The 17,425-nt window shown below is 66.4% G+C and carries 17 protein-coding genes, 1 tRNA gene and 1 pseudogene; 13 read left to right on the top strand and 6 right to left on the bottom strand.

Annotated features, from left to right (window positions below; translation table 11 throughout):
* Positions 1-4 precede the first annotated feature (4 nt).
* Both ACYVKL_RS30635 and ACYVKL_RS30630 read left to right on the top strand, forming a co-directional pair.
* Entirely contained in the window at positions 5-967 is a 963-nt protein-coding gene (locus ACYVKL_RS30635) for a TauD/TfdA dioxygenase family protein (protein WP_379173263.1), read from the top strand.
* Entirely contained in the window at positions 964-1,647 is a 684-nt protein-coding gene (locus ACYVKL_RS30630; RefSeq protein ID WP_379173261.1) for a DUF3159 domain-containing protein, read from the top strand. Before ACYVKL_RS30635 ends, ACYVKL_RS30630 begins: the two co-directional genes overlap by 4 nt.
* Before the next feature lie 83 nt (positions 1,648-1,730).
* Here the strand turns inward: ACYVKL_RS30630 and ACYVKL_RS30625 are convergent, their stop codons facing one another.
* Positions 1,731-3,020 carry an MBL fold metallo-hydrolase gene (locus ACYVKL_RS30625; RefSeq protein ID WP_379173259.1) on the bottom strand — a complete coding sequence of 430 codons (1,290 nt, stop codon included), beginning with the start codon at positions 3,018-3,020 and terminating at the stop codon, positions 1,731-1,733.
* Between the two features lie 92 nt (positions 3,021-3,112).
* Here ACYVKL_RS30625 and ACYVKL_RS30620 point away from each other — a divergent pair, with 92 nt between their 5' ends.
* On the top strand, positions 3,113-4,372 hold the full coding sequence (locus tag ACYVKL_RS30620; RefSeq protein WP_379173257.1) for an acyl-CoA dehydrogenase family protein: 1,260 nt from the start codon (positions 3,113-3,115) through the stop codon (positions 4,370-4,372).
* On the top strand, positions 4,369-5,202 hold the full coding sequence (locus ACYVKL_RS30615) for an IclR family transcriptional regulator (RefSeq protein WP_379173255.1): 834 nt from the start codon (positions 4,369-4,371) through the stop codon (positions 5,200-5,202). The genes ACYVKL_RS30620 and ACYVKL_RS30615 overlap by 4 nt, the downstream gene beginning before the upstream one ends.
* 5 nt (positions 5,203-5,207) lie before the next feature.
* Here the strand turns inward: ACYVKL_RS30615 and ACYVKL_RS30610 are convergent, their stop codons facing one another.
* Positions 5,208-5,990 carry a DUF8020 domain-containing protein gene (locus ACYVKL_RS30610; protein WP_379173253.1) on the bottom strand — a complete coding sequence of 261 codons (783 nt, stop codon included), beginning with the start codon at positions 5,988-5,990 and terminating at the stop codon, positions 5,208-5,210.
* Positions 5,987-6,730, bottom strand: a complete 744-nt coding sequence (locus tag ACYVKL_RS30605; protein ID WP_379173251.1) for a DUF8020 domain-containing protein — start codon at positions 6,728-6,730, stop codon at positions 5,987-5,989. The genes ACYVKL_RS30610 and ACYVKL_RS30605 overlap by 4 nt, the downstream gene beginning before the upstream one ends.
* 253 nt (positions 6,731-6,983) lie before the next feature.
* Between ACYVKL_RS30605 and ACYVKL_RS30600 the strand changes: the two genes are divergently transcribed.
* From ACYVKL_RS30600 to ACYVKL_RS30575, 6 genes are all read left to right on the top strand, one after another.
* Positions 6,984-8,600 (top strand): MFS transporter, encoded by a 1,617-nt coding sequence (locus ACYVKL_RS30600; RefSeq protein WP_379173249.1) that lies wholly within the window; start codon positions 6,984-6,986, stop codon positions 8,598-8,600.
* Between the two features lie 179 nt (positions 8,601-8,779).
* Positions 8,780-9,097: a YidH family protein gene (locus ACYVKL_RS30595; protein WP_460773578.1), complete on the top strand. Its 318-nt coding sequence runs from the start codon at positions 8,780-8,782 to the stop codon at positions 9,095-9,097.
* The gene (locus ACYVKL_RS30590) at positions 9,094-9,405 is read left to right on the top strand and encodes a DUF202 domain-containing protein (RefSeq protein ID WP_379173246.1); all 312 of its coding nucleotides are present in this window, start codon (positions 9,094-9,096) and stop codon (positions 9,403-9,405) included. The genes ACYVKL_RS30595 and ACYVKL_RS30590 overlap by 4 nt, the downstream gene beginning before the upstream one ends.
* 79 nt (positions 9,406-9,484) lie before the next feature.
* On the top strand, positions 9,485-10,450 hold the full coding sequence (locus tag ACYVKL_RS30585) for a formylglycine-generating enzyme family protein (protein WP_460773575.1): 966 nt from the start codon (positions 9,485-9,487) through the stop codon (positions 10,448-10,450).
* On the top strand, positions 10,447-11,919 hold the full coding sequence (locus ACYVKL_RS30580) for a sulfatase family protein (protein ID WP_379173242.1): 1,473 nt from the start codon (positions 10,447-10,449) through the stop codon (positions 11,917-11,919). Before ACYVKL_RS30585 ends, ACYVKL_RS30580 begins: the two co-directional genes overlap by 4 nt.
* Positions 11,916-12,554 carry a DUF3159 domain-containing protein gene (locus ACYVKL_RS30575; RefSeq protein WP_379173240.1) on the top strand — a complete coding sequence of 213 codons (639 nt, stop codon included), beginning with the start codon at positions 11,916-11,918 and terminating at the stop codon, positions 12,552-12,554. Before ACYVKL_RS30580 ends, ACYVKL_RS30575 begins: the two co-directional genes overlap by 4 nt.
* A 43-nt stretch (positions 12,555-12,597) precedes the next feature.
* On the opposite strand, the gene ACYVKL_RS30570 is transcribed toward ACYVKL_RS30575, so the two are convergent.
* The 3 genes from ACYVKL_RS30570 to ACYVKL_RS30560 all read right to left on the bottom strand — a co-directional run bounded on the left by ACYVKL_RS30570 (position 12,598) and on the right by ACYVKL_RS30560 (position 14,313).
* Complete coding sequence (locus ACYVKL_RS30570; protein WP_379173238.1) at positions 12,598-13,203, bottom strand: TetR/AcrR family transcriptional regulator; 606 nt, start codon at positions 13,201-13,203, stop codon at positions 12,598-12,600.
* A gap of 259 nt (positions 13,204-13,462) precedes the next feature.
* Positions 13,463-13,560, bottom strand: a tRNA-Val gene (locus tag ACYVKL_RS30565).
* A gap of 12 nt (positions 13,561-13,572) precedes the next feature.
* Positions 13,573-14,313: a hypothetical protein gene (locus ACYVKL_RS30560; RefSeq protein WP_379173236.1), complete on the bottom strand. Its 741-nt coding sequence runs from the start codon at positions 14,311-14,313 to the stop codon at positions 13,573-13,575.
* 1,309 nt (positions 14,314-15,622) lie between these two features.
* On the opposite strand from ACYVKL_RS30560, the gene ACYVKL_RS30555 reads away from it, so the two are divergent.
* The 3 genes and pseudogenes from ACYVKL_RS30555 to ACYVKL_RS30545 all read left to right on the top strand — a co-directional run bounded on the left by ACYVKL_RS30555 (position 15,623) and on the right by ACYVKL_RS30545 (position 17,229).
* Complete coding sequence (locus ACYVKL_RS30555; RefSeq protein WP_379173234.1) at positions 15,623-16,588, top strand: hypothetical protein; 966 nt, start codon at positions 15,623-15,625, stop codon at positions 16,586-16,588.
* A 351-nt stretch (positions 16,589-16,939) separates the two neighbouring features.
* Positions 16,940-17,038: pseudogene (locus ACYVKL_RS30550) on the top strand (alpha/beta fold hydrolase); the annotation flags it as partial.
* Positions 17,039-17,106: 68 nt separating this feature from the next.
* Positions 17,107-17,229 carry a hypothetical protein gene (locus tag ACYVKL_RS30545; RefSeq protein ID WP_379173233.1) on the top strand — a complete coding sequence of 41 codons (123 nt, stop codon included), beginning with the start codon at positions 17,107-17,109 and terminating at the stop codon, positions 17,227-17,229.
* Positions 17,230-17,425 lie beyond the last annotated feature (196 nt).

Genomic DNA, 17,425 nt, shown 5'->3' with positions numbered 1-17,425 from the left:
TCTCATGACCGAAACCATCGTGGTCGCCGACAAGGAACCCGCTGCCGCGCTCGACGTCCGCCCGGTGCGGATGCCGGGCTCGCCCTTGATCGCCGGCCCGTTCACCCACCTCGCCGCTGAACGAGACCGGCTGGCCAGGCTCCGGTGGCAGAATTTCGACGCCGTTCAGGTGGGATCCACACTGGGCGCAGAGATTTCGGGGGTCGATCTCACCACCGACCTCTCCGATGAGGTGATCGCCGAGCTCCGGCAGGCGCTGCGCGACTACAAGGTGCTCTTCTTCCGCGAGCAGCCCATGACTTCCGCCCAACACGTGCAATTCGCGAAGCGTTTCGGCGAGCTCGAGATCCACCCGTTCATCCCGTCCAATACCGATTACCCCGAACTGGTCCGCTTCCAGAAGAGCGCTCAGGTCAGCGGATTCGAAAACAGCTGGCACCACGACGTCACCTGGCGTGAGCAGCCGTCGGCGGGCGCCATCCTGCACGCCCTCGAGGTTCCTGCCCTCGGTGGCGACACCTTGTTCTCGGATATGCACGCCGCCTACGACTCGCTCGACGAGGAGACGCGCACCCTCGTCGACGGGCGCGATGCCGTTCACGACTTCAGCCGGGCGTTCGGGCACTCGCTGCCCGAGGACAAGCGCGACGCCATGCGCGCCGCACATCCGCAGGTCGCGCACCCGATTGTGGCGGCACACCCCGAGACCGGCAAGCGTCACCTGTACGTCAACCGGGTCTTCGTCGACCAGATCGACGGTATGGACCGCGAGGAAGGGGCCGCTCTGCTCGACCGGCTGTGCCGCCAGGCCGATTACCCCGAGCACCAGGTCCGGCTGCACTGGGAGCCGCACACCGTGGCGTTCTGGGACAACCGCGCGGTCCAGCACTACGCCTCCAGCGACTACTGGCCCGCTATCCGGGTGATGGAACGTGCGTCTATCGCCGGAACCCGCCCGCACCGATGAGCCTCGCCCGCACCGATGAGCCGTCATCGACCGGAAGACCCGATGTCGACCATGCCGGTCGAACGAGCTCGGCCGCTGCGCAGATTCTCGCGAAAATCAAGCAGCTCAACGGATTCCAACGCAGCCTCGACGCCTTCGCCCCAGCGGTGGCGTTTCTCCTCGGATACCAGCTCGCCGGTGCGGACGCCGGTATCGCCGCCGCGATCATCGCGGCGGCCGTACTGGCCCTGGTACGCCTGGTGCGGGGCGATTCGGTCAAGGTGGTCACCGCGTCGATGATCGCGGTATTGATCCACTCGCTGATCGTCCAGCTCACCGGTGAGGGCCGAGACTTCTTCCTGACCACGGTGATCCGCTACGTGGCGCTCGCCGTCGTCTTCGGGATCAGTCTGGTCGGCCGCCGGCCCACCAGTTGGTGGATCTGCCGCAAGGCGGGTTTCGAACCGGCCGGTGAGATGACCGCGAACCGGCTGCGGCTGCATCGGCGTATCACCGGCATGTGGTTCGCGAACTGGCTCGTGCACGTGCTGGTGCTCGTGCCGCTGTATCTGGCGAACAACGTCGCCGCTCTCAGCTTGGCGGCGATGTTGCTGGGCAAGCCCGCGGCGGTCGTACTGGCGGCAGTGTCCTGGTTGCGGATCCAGCAATCGCGGCCACAGCACACGAGTGACACCCAATGACGACGCAGTATATTCCGAACACACGCCCGTGCCGCCACCGCCGGCCGAGGTGGCGGCGGCACGGGCGCGCCCTCGGTGGCGGGCTATTGCCTCCGCGCCTCGACCCGCAGGTACACCTCGCTGAAGATCACCTTGGCCATCAGTGCCGGCTCGATTTCGGCACGGCGAGCGAAGATCTCGACGTAGGCGGACTGGATGGCGGGGTCGTCGGGATCGGCATGGAACGCCGTCTCGACCAGATGGCAGGCCATCCGGATACTGGACGTGGAAAGCTCCCGGGCCCGAGCGGCAAGCCGGTCCGCTCCACCGGCCAGAGCTGCGTATTCGAGGGCCTGGTCGCGCTCGGGTGCCGGCAGCAGGTTGGCCAGGTGGCCGTCCCACCAGCCGCTGTAGCGGCGAATCACGTTGCGGCAGATGAATTCCGGCTTGTCGTAGATGGCCGGGAGACGCGGGTGGGAGGCCAGGTGGTCGGGGATCTTCAGCGTCTCGACAATCTCGTCGTGCAGGACGCCCGCGTTCAGCCCGGCCAGCGCGTGGTCGACGATGTGGCGCAGATACGCGGTGATGGCCTGCAATTCGTCCTGGATGGCGGCGGCGCCGATGACCAGGGTGCCATGGCCGGGAATGATCACTTCGGGTTGCAGGGCCGCCATTTCGGCGGCGGCGTCGGCCCATTCCTCGGCATAGCGCTGTACCTTGCGGGGATTGCCCGCGTTGGGCAGGTACCCGGTGACGAGATCACCGGCGGCGATGACGCCGCGCTCGGGTGCCCATACCCACGAGCAGTCATCGGTTTCCCCCTTGCCGTGCCGGATCACGAATCGTTCCCCGCCCAGGGCGAGTTCCATTGTGTCGCGATAGGTTTCGGTGGGCCAGAGGAAATCGGCGCGTTCGGCGGGCCAGGCCTTGTCCTCGGTACCGGACTGCTGTTTGTTGATCACCGCGTTGAGGCCCGGCGTCTTCATGTAACGATCGAAGTGCCCGATCAGGTTCTCGTGCGCGATGATCCGCGGTGTCTCACCGGCCTCGAGGAAGGCCCAGTGGCCGAATGCGTGATCAACGTGCCCGTGGGTGTAGACGATGGTGTGCAGCGGCTTGTCGGAGATCGACCGCACTGCCCGGAGCAGTTCCGGTCCATCGCCCGCGAGTCCGGTGTCGACCATGAGGAGGCCCTCGTCGGTCTCGAACACCGCGATATTGGCCACCCCGGGCCGAATGTAGTAGGTCCGTGGCGCGGCCTGGATGATCTCCGCTTCACCGGCGGGACCGTGGCCACGAGAGAACAGGTGGGTCATCTGTTCCACCGCGAATCCGATGAATGCCGTCTCACCGGTGGCTGTTGTGTGCTCCGGAACCGGCTGTGCCTGGGTCATGCGATGAACTCCTCTCTGGGGGATGCGGCATCACCGCCGCGGGACACAGCCGAAGGTAGGGGCGGGAAACCGATGGAAGGCAGGCGATTTCGTTGAGCGGAACGACACCGGTGGCGCACCCATCCAGCGTGCGGGGCGCCGCCACCGAGTCTCGATCTCGGACGCGTTCGGCGGCGGCCGCAGTCAGTGATACCCGCGAGGCGGTATCGGCCGCCATCGCGGCGCTGACGCCGATGGTGCGCGAGCATGCCGAACACGCCGAACACGATCGCGTCGCGCATCCGGTGGTGATCGCGGCGCTGGTCGAGACCGGGCTGTTCACACTGCTGTACTCGTCCGCCGAGCACGGTTCCGTGGACCCGGTCGGGTTTTTCGACGCCGTGCGCACCCTTGCGGCGGCCTGCCCGTCGACCGGCTGGGTGGCCGCGATGCTGGGTGCCGCATCCTGCCATGTCGCGTTGCTGGAACCGCATGCGCGACAGGAGGTGTGGGGATCGGCCCCGAATACGCTGGTGACCGCGTCGCATGCGCCCGCCGGGCGGCTGACCTCAACGGTGGGCGGGTACCTACTGGATGGTCAGTGGCCGAACGTGCCCGCGATCGAGCATTGCGGGTGGGCCGCGCTGGCCGGTTTGACAACCGGGCCCGACGGAGGTCCGGTCGGCCTCGCGACCGCTGTCGTGCCGCGTGCGGAACTCACCCTTGGCGACTATTGGAACACCATCGGCCTGCGCGGTACGGGCAGCAGGTCGGTGATGGCACAGCGGGTGTTCGTCCCCGCGCATCTGGTCCATACCTCTGCGCAACCCACGAGTGCTGACATGATCGGCTCCGAGCCTCCCCCCGGCCATTACCCACTCGCGATCATCTACAGCCTGGCCGCGTGCATACCGGTGATCGGAGCGGTTCAGGGCGCGTTCGAGCAGTACTTGGACCGTGCCGGTCAGCGCGCGGCGTTCAGCCTGGCGGGTGCGCGATCGGTCACCGATCCGGCGGTCCAGGTGACCATCGCGCGCGGATTGGCCGAAATCGACGCGGCGATCCTGCAATTGGAACGGGACGCGCGTGAAGCGACCGTCGCGGTCGCCGCCGGCAACGTGCTCACCACGGAACTGAGGCTGCGCACGCGGCGTGACCAGGTACGGGCCATCGAGCGCGCACTGGCCGCGCTCGAATCCTTGCGGCGGGTGGCGGGGGCAGAGGCCATACGCGAGGGCGCGGGTATCGAACGCGTCTGGCGAGATGTCAGCACCGCCGCGGCCCACCTGGTCAATCAGCCCGAACCGGCCTTGAGGCTCTACGGCCGATGGGCATTCGGACTCGTAGTCGGCGACGACATGGTGATCGTATGAACCCGAGAACCGAAGGCCCGCCGCAGTCGATGCTCGAACGCATGACCCTCATCCTGGATCTGTTCGACGATCGGTCGATGCGCATGCGGCTCGACGAAGTCGTCGCGCACACCGGACTACCGCGGTCGAGCTGCTACCGCATCCTCGAGCAGTTGGCCATGCTGGACTGGCTGCGCCAGCGTCCCGGCGGGTATGGTCTGGGGCCGCGCGCGCTGCGGCTGGGCGGCGGCCACGACACCAACGCCGATCTGCGCGTCGCGGCGCTGCCCGCACTCGAGGACCTGCACGCATCCACCGGCGCGACAGCGTATCTCGGCGTCCTCGACTTCGACGAGGTCGTATTCCTCGACCGGGTTACCCGCCTTCCGTCGGCCACGGTCGTGGGTGTCGGGCACCGTGCGCCCGCCCATGCGACCGCGCTGGGCAAGGCGCTGCTCGCGGGTATCGACCCGGAGGAGGCCGAGACGACGCTCGCCGGGCGACTGCGACCGTGCACGCCCGCCACCATCACCAGCCTGCCGGTGCTGTACGCCGAGCTGCGCCGCATCCGCGCCCGCAACGGGCTGGCGTTCGAAAGTCGTGAGCATTTGCCCGGAATCTACGGCGTCGCAATGGTTATCCGCGGCACCGACGGCATCCGCGGCGCGCTCGGGGTGAGCGCTCCCGGCACCGCAACCACCGTCGAACGATTCGCCCCGCTGGTCGTCGAGGCGGCCCGGCGGGTGTCGTCGCGGCTCGACCCGGACGGCACCGAGGCGTCGTCATCGATGCCGGCCGACGCGCTGGTCACGCGGGTGCTGGCGCTGCTCGACGACGACGCTCTGCTGTGAACCGGTCAGCGGTGGGAGGACCCGCCCGAGGATCCGCTTCGCAGCCCATTGGACGATCCGCTGGGAAGCCGCAGGATCGCATCGGGGACGCCGGTTCCGTCCGGATCGACCAATCCGTTATGCGCGTATGGACTTTCGCCCGGCGCGGATTGCAAGGTGATCAGATACTTGCGCACCCCGTCGACGAGCCCCGCGCCACCGCCCACCAGAGTTCCCGCCAGCCCGCCCGCTCCGGAGAACACCAGCACCGCGGCCGGTACCGTCGCCACGCAGGCCGGGCCCACCACCACGCAGGTGCTCAACCCCAGCACGCCGCCGATCACCGCGCCTACTGCCATCCCGATGGCGGTGCCGATCAGCGGCCCCCGGCTGAGGCTATTGGCCAGATCGGTGAGCGCGAGCTGATTCTCGATCGGTGACCCGATCGGCTGCAACGTCGCAGCCGGAACACCGCTGAGGTCGGGAGCCACTGTGAGCGTCCGGTTTCCGTCGTCGATGCGCTGGGTCACGGGCACACGCCCATCGCCGAGGAACACGGTCAGCGGAATCGCGTCGACCACCAGTCCCGCGTTGTCGTGCACCTCGATCGACTGCCTGTCGGCTGCCACGGCAAAGCTTCCGCCGTCCAGGACGGTCCGGACAGAATCGCCGACGACGCTGACCGTGTAGTGGACCGGCGGGCCGACGTCGGCGCGCCCGGGCCCGGCCGCCACCACGCCACTGGCACCCAGGAGTGCGGCAAGTCCCGCCACGCTGAGCGACGCGATTCCGTTGTGCCGGGCGGTCATCGGGTCTCCTCGGGTGCGCTCGGGGCAGGCTGGGAGCGGTTGGGCAGGTAGGGCGCGTATTTGCTCTCGCCCGGATTGGCCCGCAGTACTGTGAAGTAATCGAACAGGGCCGCTGCCGCGGTGGGGCCGCCACCGACCACCAACCCGACCAGTCCGCCGACACCACCGACGAGGGTGACGACCGGCAGCACCACCAACGCGCACCCGAGAGTCAGGACCACGCAGGAGGCGCCGGCGACCGCGAATCCGACGCCCACCCCGACCACCGCGCCGATCGCAGTACCGATCATGCTGCCGATCGAGGTGCCGATGCTCACCGAATTGATGAGGTCGTTCATCGCCAGCTGATTCTCGAGCGGGGCCGCGACGGGCCTGATGTCCTGCTGGCGCACCGCATCCCAGTCCGGCGTGGAGACCAGCGACCGGCCGTCGGCGGAGATCCGCTGATCGACCCCGATCTGCCGCCCGTCCAACCGCACCGCCGATGGCAGCGAATCCAGGATCTGCCCAGCGACGTCTCTTACGAGCACCGAGGTCCTGTCCGGCGACAACGCGAAGGTCCCGCCATCGAGGGTGGTGGTGACCGAATCCCCGGTCGGCTCAGCGAAATACGACACCGCCGGTGTCGGAGCGGCGGCCGGGGGCGCCGCGGAGGCGCTGACGGAAGTCACCAGGCCGCCGCCGATGACGGCGGCGGAGGTGAAGGCGGCGAAAGCGGACGTCGTCCTGCGTGAATTCATGGTGTTCCTCTGAAGCCGAATCATTCGATCAGCCAATGGGATGTGAGAGCGGTCACTTCGACCGAACGGAAGTTAGCGAGCCGTGAGCAGGATTCGCACCACGATGTCGGTGAGTGGCACCCGACCGCGCCGCGGCCCGAGCCGGAGATCAGCGGCACCCCATAACCGTTCCACTCACCGAAACCGGAGCTGAAGCAGCGGAATTCGCGTGCACCCTGGCGGAGCCTCTAACGCCTCTGACGAAGAAGGTGCAATGTCAACAACTTCCACCGTCGACTCCGCCGATAAGCCGGGCTCCGACACCGGCCGGCTCGACGAGTCCTCGCGGCTGCGGATCGTCGCAGTGCTGGCGACCATCGTCCTCTACACCGAGGTCGCGCCCATCCAATTCACCATGGTGTCGGCCGCCCTGCAGAAGATCGCACCGTCGTTCCCACAGGCGGGGCCCAACATCACCTGGTCGCTGATCGTGTTCGGCTTGATCGGGGCCTCGGCATCACCCGTCATCGGCAAACTCAGCGACATCTGGGGCAAGAAGCGGATCCTCCTCATCGCCGGCGTGATGTTCGCCGCCGGGTGTCTACTGTCCGCGACCACCGACAATTGGGCAGTATTCCTGACCGGCCGGTGCCTGCAGGCCACGGCCGCCGGAATGACGATCGTCGCCTACGGGTTGATCCGGGATCTGTTGCCGCACAAGTACGTTCCGATCGGACTCGGCATCTCGGCCACAGGTCTGGGGTTCTCCGCCGCCGTGGCTCCGATCGTGGCCGGATATCTGGTCGATCAGCACAGCTGGCGGGCGATGTTCTGGGTGCTGTTTGCATTCGTGGCCGTCATGACGCCACTGGTGGCGTTCGTGGTCCCCGAGTCGAAGCTGCGGGCGCACGGCGGCGTGGACCTCACCGGAGCCGTGCTGCTGTCCGGAGGCATGGCAATGACGCTGCTGTACGTGTCCAAGGGCAACGATTGGGGTTGGAGCAAGCCCACCACCCTGACGTGGTTGATCGGAGGCATCGCGGCACTCGCGCTCTTCGTGGTCGTGGAATTACGGACGCGCACACCGCTGATGGATATGCGCTTGTTGTTCTCGCCGCGAGTCGGCCTGGTGTTGCTCACTGCGGTGTTCGCCGCCTGCCTGGTCGGCGTGCACAGCTACGCGGTCGCCTACATGGTGCAGACTCCTCCGCAATCCGAACTCGAGACGACGATCGTGTCGCGCACACTGGACCGGGTCGCCCAGTCGACTGGACGGCTCCTCCCGCCGGAACTGGTGCAGGTAGTCCTCACACCGGGCTACCACTATGGCGACGGCCTGTCACTCATGCAGTTCGCGCTGCGAATCGGGTTGGGCCAAGGGCTGGTCGCGATGCTGTTCGGAGTCGCCGCCGGACTTCTGGCCCGGCGGGTGGGCGCTCGCCTGCCACTCCTGGCGGCATTGGCGCTCTTCGTCATCACCACGGTCACGTTGGCCGTATTGCCCCACACCTGGCAGGTTTTCGCTCTTTGCAGTTTGGGATTCGGTGCTGCTCTGGGTCTCTACTACGCCTGTATGCCAATCCTCATGGTGGAGGCGGTACCCCCCGAGCAGCAGGGCATCAGCGGCGGCATGCTCGGCGCTACCCAGAGCCTGAGCGCGGCGATCGGAACGGCAGTTACCACCGCGTTCGTCAGCGCCAACCCCATCACCACCAGTGTCAGCATCGCCGGACGACCCCCGCAGGACAGCACACTGCCCAATGTCTTCGCCGATAAGGGATACGAACTCAGCTTCTGGTTCGGCGCGGCGGCGGCCGCCTGCGCCCTCGCGATCGCACTGGTCATGAAACACGGCCGCACCCCGGCCACCGGCGGCACATTCACCCACTAGACGCCGGAGCGCGCGCTCCGCAGCGGCCCAGTGGTACGTTCATAGACATCAAGTCTATTATTGGTCATAATGTCCACTATTGGTTGCTATCGCGACTCGACAGGAGGTCGACAGTGTCGAGCGAGAAGATCGCGGATCCACCAGCCGAGACGGCCGTCGAGCGGCGGGTTTCCGAACCGCTGGATTACCGCTTCAGCCTCGCCAACGAGCGCACCTTTCTGGCGTGGATCCGCACCGCGCTCGGGTTGCTCGCCGGTGGGGTCGCGGTGCAGACACTCGCGGAAAGCTTCTCCACGTGGGGGTTTCGCCGGGCGATCGCGGTGGTGTGCGCCGGGCTGGCCGTGGTGATCGCCGCGGCCGCATACCGGCAGTGGAAGCGTGTCGAGACGGCGATGCATCAGGGAGTGGAGCTTCCGAGCTCGATGCTCGTGCCGGTTCTGGCCACCGGCGTGGGCGCGATCGCGCTGGCCGCGGGGATCGCGGTGCTGGTCGCGTGAGCAACCGATGGGAACCCGATTCCGGACTGGCAGCGGAGCGCACAGCGCTGGCTTGGCGGCGTACGGCACTGTCGGCGCTGTCGACTTCGGCGTTGTTCGGTCACTACGCGACCACCACGGCGACCGTCATGGCCACGGCCGGCGGGATCGCCGCACTGGTCTCCATGGGTGTGGTCACCGGGGCGTGTTATCGGCGCGCCGGCGCCCTGCGGGCTCGACGCCCGGATCGGACCGCGCGGGTGAAGGCCACCGTGTCGGGCGCGCTTGCCCTGTCCGGGGTCGTGATCGCGATCGGATTGGCCCACTGACCTGTTCATCTCACCGTCGAAAGGAGCGCGGATGTGTACCCCTGCCTCGCCTGACGCCGGCTCCCCGGAAACCGCTGCGATGATCACGCCAGGCGGTTGTTGTGCTCCGCGACGCGCAGGCGCAGCGGCAGTCCCGGAGTCGCTGACCCCGCACCAGGCTCCGGGCGTATCCCCGAGGTTGGTCGACGTGCCGGGCGGTGAATTCCTCATGGGCGGTGACGACCCGGACGCCGTCGCCGGGGATGGTGAGGGCCCAGTGCGCCCGGTCCGTGTCGGAGCTTTCGCCATCGCACCGTACGCGGTGACCAATGTCGAATTCGCCGAATTCATCTCCACCACTGGGTATCTCACCGATGCCGAGCGCTACGGCTGGTCGTATGTCTTCGCAGGATTCCTCCCTGCCGGCCTGCGTCGCGGGGCTCGCCGACCCGAGGCGACGCCCTGGTGGTGTGTGATCCCTGGCGCGATCTGGAACGCTCCAGAAGGGCCTGGCAGTGAAATCGGCGGACGCTCGGACCATCCGGTCGTGCACGTGTCCTGGCATGACGCGCAGGCGTACTGCGCGTGGGCCGGGGCACGGCTGCCCAGCGAAGCCGAATGGGAGTATGCCGCGCGCGGCGGTCTCGAGCGCGCCCGCTACCCCTGGGGCGACGAGCTCGCTCCAGGCGGTGAGCACCGCTGCAATATCTGGCGGGGTCGGTTTCCCGCCCACAACACCGCCGAGGACGGCTATCGCGGCACCGCTCCCGTGCATGCGTTCGCGCCCAACGGTTTCGGACTGCACAACATGGCGGGCAACGTGTGGGAATGGTGCGCGGACCGATGGCACACCCAGCACAACCCGAACCTGCGGGTCGATCCGCGTGGCCCGGCCGAGGGCGCGGCCAGGGTTATGCGAGGCGGCTCTTACCTGTGCCACGACAGCTACTGCAACCGCTACCGCGTCGCTGCCCGCACCCACAACACCCCCGAATCCACCAGCGGCAATACGGGATTCCGCGTCGCCGCGCCGATAAGGCCATACAGAAAGGGAACACCATCGTGAGCGAACAACCCATGAACGTGCTGGTGATCATGTCCGATCAGCACAATCCGAAGATCCTCGGCGCCGCGGGCAACCCCGTGGTGCGGACCCCGAACATGGACGCGCTCGCCGCGCGCGGCACGCGTTTCGAGTCCGCCTACTGCGCCAGCCCGATCTGCGTGCCCTCCCGTGCCTCCTTCGCCACCGGTCTCTACCCGCACCAGACCGGCTATTGGGACAACGCCATGGGCTATGACGGCGCGGCGGAGAGCTGGGGACACGAATTGCAGCGCGCTGGGCGGCGAGTCGAGTCGATCGGCAAACTGCACTACCGAAATGCCGAGGACCCCACCGGATTCGACGTTCAGCATCTGCCCATGCACCTGAAGGACGGCATCGGACAGGTGTGGGGTTCGGTCCGCGATCCGCTACCGCGCCGTGACAACGCACCGCTCATGGTCACCATTTCCGGTAGCGCGGAGAGCGATTACACCCGCTACGATGCCGCGGTCACCGACAGCACCTGCGCCTGGCTCACCGATGAGGACAACCACCGCGAGCCCTGGGTTCTCTACACAGGCCTGCTCGCGCCGCATTTCCCCTACCTCGCGCCGCCGGAGTACTTCGACATGTACGACCCGAGCGACATGCCTACTCCCACCATGCGTCCCGAGCACGGTCACGCGCGCCACCCCTGGGTCGAGGCATTCGCGGGCGTGCTGCCGGGCCTGGACGGCTCGAACACCGAGGAGGAACGCCGCCGCGCCGCGGCCGCCTACTACGGGCTGGTGAGCTACCTCGACCACAATCTCGGCCGTATCCTCGGCGCACTGGCCGCGAGCGGACAGGCAGACAACACCCTCGTCGTCTACACCAGCGACCACGGTGACATGGTCGGCAGCCGCGGATTGTGGGGCAAATCCCTGCTGTACACCGAATCCGCGGGAGTACCACTGATCATGGCGGGGCCGGGCATCGCCGCGAACAGCGTGTGCCACACCCCCGCCAGCCTGGTGGACCTCTACCCGACCATCCTGGCCGCAGCCGGAGTGACCCCGACCGGGATGCCGCGTCCCGGCCGTTCTCTGCTCGATATCGCTTCGGGCGCAACCGATTCCGATCGAGTGGTATTCACCGAGTACCACGCCATGGGGGCGACCAGCGGCGCGTTCATGATTCGCAGGGGCCCGTACGTGCTGCACCACTATGTCGGATTCGACTCCGAACTGTTCGATCTCGCCGCCGATCCGGACCAGACGACCGACCTCGCAGGAAACCCCGCGTACGCGAACGTGCTCGCCGACCTCGAAGCCGAACTCGCTGCCCTGTGCGATCCGGTCGCGGTCGACAAACAGGCCAAGGCCGATCAGGCGGAACTGGTCGACCGATTCGGCGGCCCTGCCGCCGCCGCGGCCATCGGCACACCGGGCGAGACCCCACCGCCGCCGCTGGAGAACCAGGCCGCAATGTCAAAGGTGTTGCATCAGTGAACAATCCGCAGCCCATGCCCGGTAGCGCAGGTCGCCGGCACGGGGTTGCCGACGTGGTCTCGAAGGTCCGCGACCTCGGCGGTACCCGCCACCTCATCGACGGTGCCGCACCGATCCTCGGATACCTCGTCGGCTATGCGATCGCCGGCACCCTCGCGGGTATCAGCGCGGCCCTGCTCGCCGCGGTGCTGGTCGCCGCGCTGCGACTGCGGCACGGCGACCGACTGCAAGTCGTGGCGGCCTCGACAGCGCTGGTCGTGGCGCTGTCCGGCATAGCCGCGGTCACCGGTGAGGGTCGTGACTTCTTCCTGCTCCCGCTGATCCTGTACACCGCGCTGGCCGTCGTATTCGGTGCGAGCCTGCTCACCGGCACACCGCTGACCCTGCCGATCTGCCGCCGCATCCGATTCGAACCCGCCGGGCTCCCGGACCCAGCGGCGCGAATCCGATTGCACCGCAGGCTCACCGCCGCGTGGGCCCTGTTCTGCGCGACCCATGTGGTGATCATGGGGCCGGTGTACCTCACCGGAAACGTGATCGCGCTCGGCACCCTCGCGCTGATTCTCAACAAACCGGCGCTGGTGGTGGCGATCGCTGCCACCTGGGCGTGGGTGCGCCGCAATACCCGTACCTAGCCGCTGTCCCGCCGCGGAATCCGGCAACACCGAGCACTCCAGGTCAAAAGCGAGCGGGAGGTTCCCCGTCGAATCCAGAGGCCCAGTAGCGGCCGCGCGCCGAGAAATCGAACAGCTGGCCGGTAACCTCTTCCACGCTCATCGAGAAATCCGATTCCAGCCACCATGACAGCGTTGTGAGCAACTCCCCGACCCACGCCCGCGCCAAGATCCCGACATCGATCCGAGGCACGACTCCTTGTGCGGCTGATCGGACGGTGAAGGCACGCGTCGCTGCCGCACTGCGGTTCTCGATGAACCGGCGCAAGGCCCGGCCATCACCCTCACCGCGGAGCACTACCCGATAAGCGTTCCGTTCTTCCGCCGCATGACGGAACAACTCCAGCACGGCCTTTCCCGTGAATCCCTTCTCCGTCACGCCGAATACAGGGTCGAGCCGCCGCTGCATCTCGTCGATCAGCTCGTTGACGATGTGATCGAGCAGCGCATCCTTGTCGGCATAGTGCGTGTAAAAGGTCGCACGTCCAAGATCGGCACGTTCGGTGATGTCCTCCACCGTGACCGCCGCGTACCCACGTTCGAGCACCAACGACAGAAACGCCTCGCGGAGCTGTTGACGACTTCGCCGCTTCCGACGGTCCTCCGCCACCGCATCCCCTTCCGCCACTGGCAACCTGCACACAATCGTAAACATAATGGACACCGCGAACGAATTTGGACACAGCATCCAGAATTAGATCGGCCGGAAGATACTCGAATCCCGTGGGCGATGCCTCACGGCGATAACCAATGGGCGCTCGTGCGGCTAGTACTCGGCTAACGGCAACTGCCCCATGTTTGCCCCATGACGTGGGGCAGGTTCTGAATCTGCCCCCCGAAAAACAGGCCATGACCTGTGTTTTCAAACGTGGGCGCACGCGGGATCGAACCGCGGACCGCTGGTGTGTAAAACCAGTCTTACGGATCTGGCCCGCCCATTGCTCTGATCTGCCAGTTCTAAGCATCCATTCAGCGCTGCTCAGGCCGTATGACGACTTCGTGCATCGGACAGGCATGGACTCGGGAACCCTTGTTTGGACACCTGTCTGCAACATGTTTTGCTACACCCGAGCCGCCTGCTGCTACATGTCTGCTGCCAAGAAGATGCCATCACAAAGACCACACATGATCGGTCCGGCGTCATAGGCACCACGTGAAACCCGAATCTTCCGACCGCAGCGCATTCGCCGGTCAAACCGTTGTTGTTGGACTTGCGGCCGCCGCGGCGTTCGGGCTCGCGCCGGCGGTAGGCAACCAACGCGAATGCGAGCTCGTCCAGGACGTTGCGGTACTGATGGCAGGTCTGGTCCGGCACCGTGGTGACCGACCATCCGATCTTCGGATGCTGCGCGAGCACAAGTCCGAGTTCTTCGCCCAGAGCGCGGTATCGCTCGTTGTGCCAACGGCCCTGACGGCTGGTGTCCTTGATTCCGCGCACAACCGCGAGTCCGTGGGCAGCCTCGTGTAGCAAGGTACCCAGGACATCAACCGAACCGCGCCGGAGCCCCTCCCCACCGACGAACAATTCATGGATCTCGTACTCGCCGCGGATCCATCGATTCGGCGCGAAATGACCAAGCGTCAAGTCACTACCCCCAGTCGAGCCGGCCCCGACGGTCAGCACAACCTCGGGCACGTCGGGGTGGTGGGATCGAATCGCCACCCAGGTGCTTTCCAATGCGGTGACGAGCAGGCCGGTGATGGTGTCGGAGTCCGTCATGATCTGCGGGTCCTTCCGAGAGCTTGACACGTACGTGTCAACCGGCGGCCCAACGGTTTTGACACGTACGTGTCAACAGGATTGGAAGCCCGTCGAGAGCGTGGATTCCCTGGGCGCACGCCGCGCTCTCGACGGGGCAGGCCCCGCGGCCTGCCCCCACCGCCTGCCCGCCGTGCCGCAGAGGCTCCCGACCTAGGACGAATTTCCGATCACCACACCGCCGCCGGCCTACCGGCCCGCCGGGTGGAAAATCGTCCTAGGACGCGGAGGGGCGGCGCGGCTACCATGCGGCGCGCACCCAGGGAATCCATCAGCCACACTGGACCTTCCGGCCGCACCTAGCACCGGACTGGCAAACGCATCTAATCCTGCCGGACACGGCACCTCGACGCGACACCAAGCACCGGACTTCACCCCCGCGTCAGCGCTCCGGGCGTCACCGCCTACGCCACCGTCACGTGCGCACCCCACGTCACCGAACGCCACCATCTACCCAACCGCCACGCTCGGTAACCAACACGACCACTACCACCTACCCACCAAAACCCTTTACCTACTTAACTATTACTCCCGACACGCTTCTCTCTTCACTTACCTGCTCCCCTCGAAAGGATCACCAAGTACACATTGATGTGGGTACTTGGTGATCCTTTCGAGGGGAGCAACCATCACCGCAGGTCAGTCTGCGTGTCGGGGGGTGCAAAACCCTGGTCAAACTAGGGGACCGATCTGTCCACATTTAGCGCACGTTTGTCCCTGACATGGCGAGAAGGACGCGACTTTCGTATCCCAGGTGACCGCACTTCACGTCACTACTGCATGGGTATGGCATCCCGAATCATGTTGACCAGTAGGACGATTCCGGTAGTCAGCCGCATTGGCCGACATCGGTATCTGGTTCCGCCGCGAATGCCTGTCACGTCCGGGGCGAGGTGGGGCGCGCGATTTTAACGGCGTCGCCCCTCCGCGCCCGAGGACGAATTTCCCGCTGCGGTTCGATGCGATCGTGGCGGTCCGAAAATCGGAAATTCCTCCTCGGCCGGGAGCCTCTGCGACGCCGAGGCGGGCAAGGTGCCGGGCAGGCGGGGGCCTGCCCGTCTTTGTTGACGCGCCCCACCCCTCCTCTCGGCAAATACTCGGTTTTCCATCGCGATGCCAGACATGCGACCGTGCGTGCCAGGTTGTTCAGCCCGGTTGTCGCACAGCCGGTTCCGAGTAGGGTTCCAGACAGCGTGATCACCGAAGATGTCGGTTCCGCCTCCGAGGGACCGGCCCGAGATTTCGCCGGTCGGATCGAGGCAATGAGCACATGACCACGACACGCACACTCGCAACACTGGCCGTCTTACCGATCATCACCGCCGCAGGGCACGGGATCGCCGCGGCCGCTCCGGGCCAGCCCGGTCTGGCGGTGCCCGGGGATGGGCAACCGGGGCTGAGCACCACGCCGCCACCGCCATCACCACCAAGTCTGGCCGATAACGTTCCTGACCCGCCGGCCCCGCCCGCGCGGCCCCGCCCGCAGCAGCAACTCAACCCACCTTTCAACGCCCTGCCTGCGCAACCGGAACCCAACGAGGAAGAGCCCGCCGTCACTTCACCGGAAATCGTGCTCGCAGACCCGCACATACTGCGCGTCGGTAACACCACAATGCCGATACCAGACCAGATCGACAGCAGGACCCGCCTAAAAGCCCAGGCATACCTCGACTACATCGAATGGCAGGTCGCTGCCGGATACGACACCATCGGATTCAGCCACGACGAATCCGATCGCCGCGCCGCCTCAACGTTGACCGGCGCCCTGGTCGGCGGAGTAGCAGGCGCCGAAATGGTCTCGGTACCAGCAGCATTCGCAGGCTGTGGGATCGGGTCTGTCGTGGGCGGGATCGCGGGAGGAGCACTCGGTGGAGCCGCAGCTGGAATCGGCTTGCCATTCGGAGCCGGGGTCGGGGCCGGGGCCGGATGCTTGGCCGGACTGGCAACGGCCGCAGTGTCTGGGATCGGGATCGGCGCGACGGCCGGAGCGGTTATCGGCGGTGCGGCCGTTGGCGCACTCGGCGCAGCCGTGGACATACCCGAACCGGCGTCTCCTCCACCCCTGATCGAAGTCAGCACTCCCGCGCAGGAAGCGCCACCACCGCTTGATGATCCACTCACACACTGCGACCGCATCATCGACAACATCAACGGATTTATTGCCAATGACCCGATCGCCAGCTCGCTACGGTCTGCCATCGCAACGTTGCCACCGCTGACACCCAACCCCAGCTGAGAACAGTCCAGGCAGCCTGACCCGCTGAGAGGCAAGTGGAAGGCTTGGGCGGCCTTCATTAATCTCATGACCGCCGAACCAGGCGGCAGGCCGGCTGTCGTCTACGCCAGCGGTGGTAGCTTGCCGAGCGCGGCAGCACCAAGAGCTGAAGCTTCGCCTCGATAGCGCACGGTCACACCACCGGCGAACAAATGCCAGCGCGGGACGTTCAGCAACCTTCGCTCTCGATCGTGACACGATCGGCGGCAGCCGCCCGGGCCGCGATCTCGCTCGAATATGCTCGTGCGATGTCTCTCGGCAGGTCGCCGGGATCGCTGGCCTCGCCGTTCCCCGAATACTCTGGAGGACGCAATGCCCATTGTGACCGTATCGGACGGGACCGAGATCTCCTACACCGACAACGGGTCGGGACAGCCCATCGTAATGAGCCACGGCTGGCCGCTTTGTTCGGTCCAGCGCCACCTGCCGACACCGATACACCGCACCGAAGCCGCCGTGTACACCGCACCGAAGCCGCCGTGACCGATCTCCTCCGCATCCTCGAAACCGAATGCGCTCAACTCCGCCACGACGGGCATCTGCATGTCACGGCGGGCCTGCTGGGGATCATCGTCGACCATCAGCGACGCTCGATTCACTAGGCGGTGCACGAACGACGTGCACAACACGCTTACCTTCCGTCTACCGCCCAGCGTATCGCCGGTATCCGCGACGAGCCCCCGATCTGAGTCGCAGTCGTTACACACCCCGAGCACGCGACGGTCGTCGCGATCTGGTGATCATCCCCGGTCGGCGAAGCGCGGACAGTGAACGCCGGAAGACGGTGTCGAGGTCGCG

This window comes from Nocardia tengchongensis (genome assembly GCF_054781395.1).
Note: the sequence above shows the minus strand (reverse complement) of the source record. Positions and strands in the feature narration are given on the sequence as shown.

What these genes read in the sequence shown, in the direction of transcription:
- ACYVKL_RS30635 (WP_379173263.1), top strand. Translation starts at nt 5, where the DNA reads ATGACCGAAACCATCGTGGTCGCCGACAAGGAACCCGCTGCCGCGCTC.
- ACYVKL_RS30600 (WP_379173249.1), top strand. Translation starts at nt 6,984, where the DNA reads ATGTCAACAACTTCCACCGTCGACTCCGCCGATAAGCCGGGCTCCGAC.
- ACYVKL_RS30560 (WP_379173236.1), bottom strand. Translation starts at nt 14,313, where the DNA reads ATGACGGACTCCGACACCATCACCGGCCTGCTCGTCACCGCATTGGAA.
- ACYVKL_RS30605 (WP_379173251.1), bottom strand. Translation starts at nt 6,730, where the DNA reads ATGAATTCACGCAGGACGACGTCCGCTTTCGCCGCCTTCACCTCCGCC.
- ACYVKL_RS30585 (WP_460773575.1), top strand. Translation starts at nt 9,485, where the DNA reads ATGATCACGCCAGGCGGTTGTTGTGCTCCGCGACGCGCAGGCGCAGCG.
- ACYVKL_RS30630 (WP_379173261.1), top strand. Translation starts at nt 964, where the DNA reads ATGAGCCTCGCCCGCACCGATGAGCCGTCATCGACCGGAAGACCCGAT.
- ACYVKL_RS30625 (WP_379173259.1), bottom strand. Translation starts at nt 3,020, where the DNA reads ATGACCCAGGCACAGCCGGTTCCGGAGCACACAACAGCCACCGGTGAG.
- ACYVKL_RS30610 (WP_379173253.1), bottom strand. Translation starts at nt 5,990, where the DNA reads ATGACCGCCCGGCACAACGGAATCGCGTCGCTCAGCGTGGCGGGACTT.
- ACYVKL_RS30615 (WP_379173255.1), top strand. Translation starts at nt 4,369, where the DNA reads ATGAACCCGAGAACCGAAGGCCCGCCGCAGTCGATGCTCGAACGCATG.
- ACYVKL_RS30555 (WP_379173234.1), top strand. Translation starts at nt 15,623, where the DNA reads ATGACCACGACACGCACACTCGCAACACTGGCCGTCTTACCGATCATC.